The organism is Brachyspira catarrhinii, assembly GCF_005518285.1.
Taxonomy (GTDB): Bacteria; Spirochaetota; Brachyspiria; order Brachyspirales; family Brachyspiraceae; genus Brachyspira; species Brachyspira catarrhinii.
This window is the reverse complement of the sequence record NZ_SJDU01000385.1, coordinates 1-2,069: the sequence shown is the minus strand read 5'-3', so window position 1 is coordinate 2,069 and position 2,069 is coordinate 1. Positions and strand designations below refer to the sequence as shown.

The 2,069-nt window shown below is 27.6% G+C and carries 6 protein-coding genes; all 6 read right to left on the bottom strand.

Translation table 11 applies throughout. The features are described 5' to 3' along the window. Window positions 1–167: 167 nt before the first annotated feature. From EZH24_RS10760 to EZH24_RS10740, 6 genes are read right to left on the bottom strand one after another with little or no spacing between them, the layout of a single operon-like run. Entirely contained in the window at window positions 168–665 is a 498-nt protein-coding gene (locus tag EZH24_RS10760) for a VRR-NUC domain-containing protein (RefSeq protein ID WP_137999119.1), read from the bottom strand. Beyond that, complete coding sequence (locus tag EZH24_RS10755; RefSeq protein WP_137999118.1) at window positions 652–876, bottom strand: hypothetical protein; 225 nt, start codon at window positions 874–876, stop codon at window positions 652–654. The genes EZH24_RS10760 and EZH24_RS10755 overlap by 14 nt, the downstream gene beginning before the upstream one ends. Beyond that, on the bottom strand, window positions 873–1,034 hold the full coding sequence (locus EZH24_RS14205) for a hypothetical protein (RefSeq protein WP_161976144.1): 162 nt from the start codon (window positions 1,032–1,034) through the stop codon (window positions 873–875). Before EZH24_RS14205 ends, EZH24_RS10755 begins: the two co-directional genes overlap by 4 nt. Next, window positions 1,031–1,429, bottom strand: a complete 399-nt coding sequence (locus EZH24_RS10750) for a DUF4406 domain-containing protein (protein WP_137999117.1) — start codon at window positions 1,427–1,429, stop codon at window positions 1,031–1,033. The genes EZH24_RS14205 and EZH24_RS10750 overlap by 4 nt, the downstream gene beginning before the upstream one ends. Beyond that, a complete protein-coding gene (locus tag EZH24_RS10745; RefSeq protein ID WP_137999116.1) occupies window positions 1,429–1,623 on the bottom strand; it encodes a hypothetical protein in 195 nt (64 codons plus the stop codon). Before EZH24_RS10745 ends, EZH24_RS10750 begins: the two co-directional genes overlap by 1 nt. Window positions 1,624–1,633: 10 nt before the next feature. Beyond that, on the bottom strand, window positions 1,634–1,948 hold the full coding sequence (locus tag EZH24_RS10740; RefSeq protein WP_137999115.1) for a hypothetical protein: 315 nt from the start codon (window positions 1,946–1,948) through the stop codon (window positions 1,634–1,636). Window positions 1,949–2,069 lie beyond the last annotated feature (121 nt).

The window sequence follows — 2,069 nt, the reverse complement described above, 5'->3', positions numbered from 1 at the left end:
TAATGTATTTAATATCTTTTTTTAATTGAAAAATCTGATATTCATAATTAGCTACTTCTCTCTCAAGTTCTGATACTCTCTTTTTAGTAGTATCATTCTGTAAAGCATTGATTGCTAACAAAAATAATACCCACAGAAACAAAGCAAAAAATAAGTTTTTCATTATGCTATTCTCCTTTTTCTCCCCAAATGACAGGCTTGCCAATTAGATACTTATTAATTTTATATAAAGCGTCATTAATTCCATAACTTACTGAGCAAGGAATATGCTCCGCCTTAGTTCTATTGAGTATTTCTTTTTGGTCTTTAGATAGTTTGCCTATTACTGTTTTTAATTCTAAACAGAATGTAGTATCTCTTCCATTGAACTTTTTAATAGTTAAATCTGGGTAACCTTTTTTTACTCCCTGTTCTCTCATCTTTCTTCTAATCTTAAAAGATTTTATTCTTATTCCGCTCATAGAAGGCTCGCAAATGATATTTTTATCATCAAGATAGGCTATAACTATTTGCTGTATTCTTTCTTCAGATAAATGATTGTTATATCTTTTCCCGTCATCTTTTTCAGCTGAAATATTATTTTTTAATGTTTCAATATCTATATCTCTTATTTCTTCAACTATTTTTTCTAAATTAAAACATTCGTATCTATCAGCAATTGTCATTTTCGCTCTCCTTTATTTTTTTCACTATTAAAGTACACCATAGATTTGCTTGTCTTTTACTTGTACATTTAATAAAATCACTTTTCCCATCTCTAAAATAAATATATATACCGTATATATCTAATTTAGGAGTAACTAATGAATGAACTCTTACAAAATCATCTTTATAAAAAGCAAGCCCTAATTTTTTTATATGAATTAATTTACTCATTTTACTTCTACTCTTATTTCATATTTTTTATTAAGAATATGATAAATGTTATCAATATCTTCCTTACAAGCAGAGCATACGCCAACAAGCACAACCTTGCTTAAAATATACGCCATTTCCTCAACAGCCTCATTTTTATGACAAACTTCGCATTTCATAATTTAATCTCCAAATTCGTTGTAGAATAGTTATAAACTGCTTTATAATCCAAAAAAGCACTCAATGAAATAATAGGTATTCCCAAAGCCATACATATCATTTTTTCAAGCATAGCCCCTTTTGAATTATAGCTTTCATTTTCTATGTCTATAAGACAATCGCAGTCAACTAATAATTTAATGTCATTTTTTAGATATTCTTCCCATTTGCCGCTTTTATTTAGATGATCATAATCGCAAGGGATTATAATATCCAAATCTATTTTTTCTTTATCTTTTCTTTTATTATTATCTTCTTGAAACTTAATTAATTTTTCTTTAGCTTCATAAAACTCTTGTTTATAGTTTTTTCTGCCTGTTATCGCACCGCTTAAATATATTTTAATTTTTTTCATTATTCAGTCTCCTCTAAACATTCACGGCAAGGTTTAAAATCATGAGGTGAATCGTGTGATAAATCTTTATTGAAATAATCACAATGGCCATTTTCCATATCACGCTCATAAAGATGTTCACAATTTTCATGACAATAAATATGTTTTTCTTCCCAGAATAGTCTTATATCATAATTAGCATTTAAATCTTCCATTTTTCACTCCTTAAAATAAAGTATATTGCTCAGGTTCTTGAAACTTTAAAATACCATTCCAAAACCTATTGGCTTCTTTATGGCTTTTATTAAACCATTCTTTACCATGAGGCTGTCTTTTTTTAGTTGGTATACTTGGACTTTGAAACTTTTCATCAGTAAGACAACAAATAGCACCATCAAAATTAGCTTCGCTTTCTCTCTCTTCTTCTGCTTTTAGTAATCCGTAAGTCATACCCATATTAAAAATATCTGATAAAATACCTGATATAGTTTTACATTCGCAGTCGAAACATTTATTATATTCTTCTATAAAGTTATACATAAATAAATCCTTACTTAAAAATCAAAAACATACTGTTCTTGTTTAGTTTCTTTCTCTTCCTCTTCTTTTGATTTGAATTTTTCTTCCATCTTCTTTATGAAATCAAAAGTATTTTTTAATT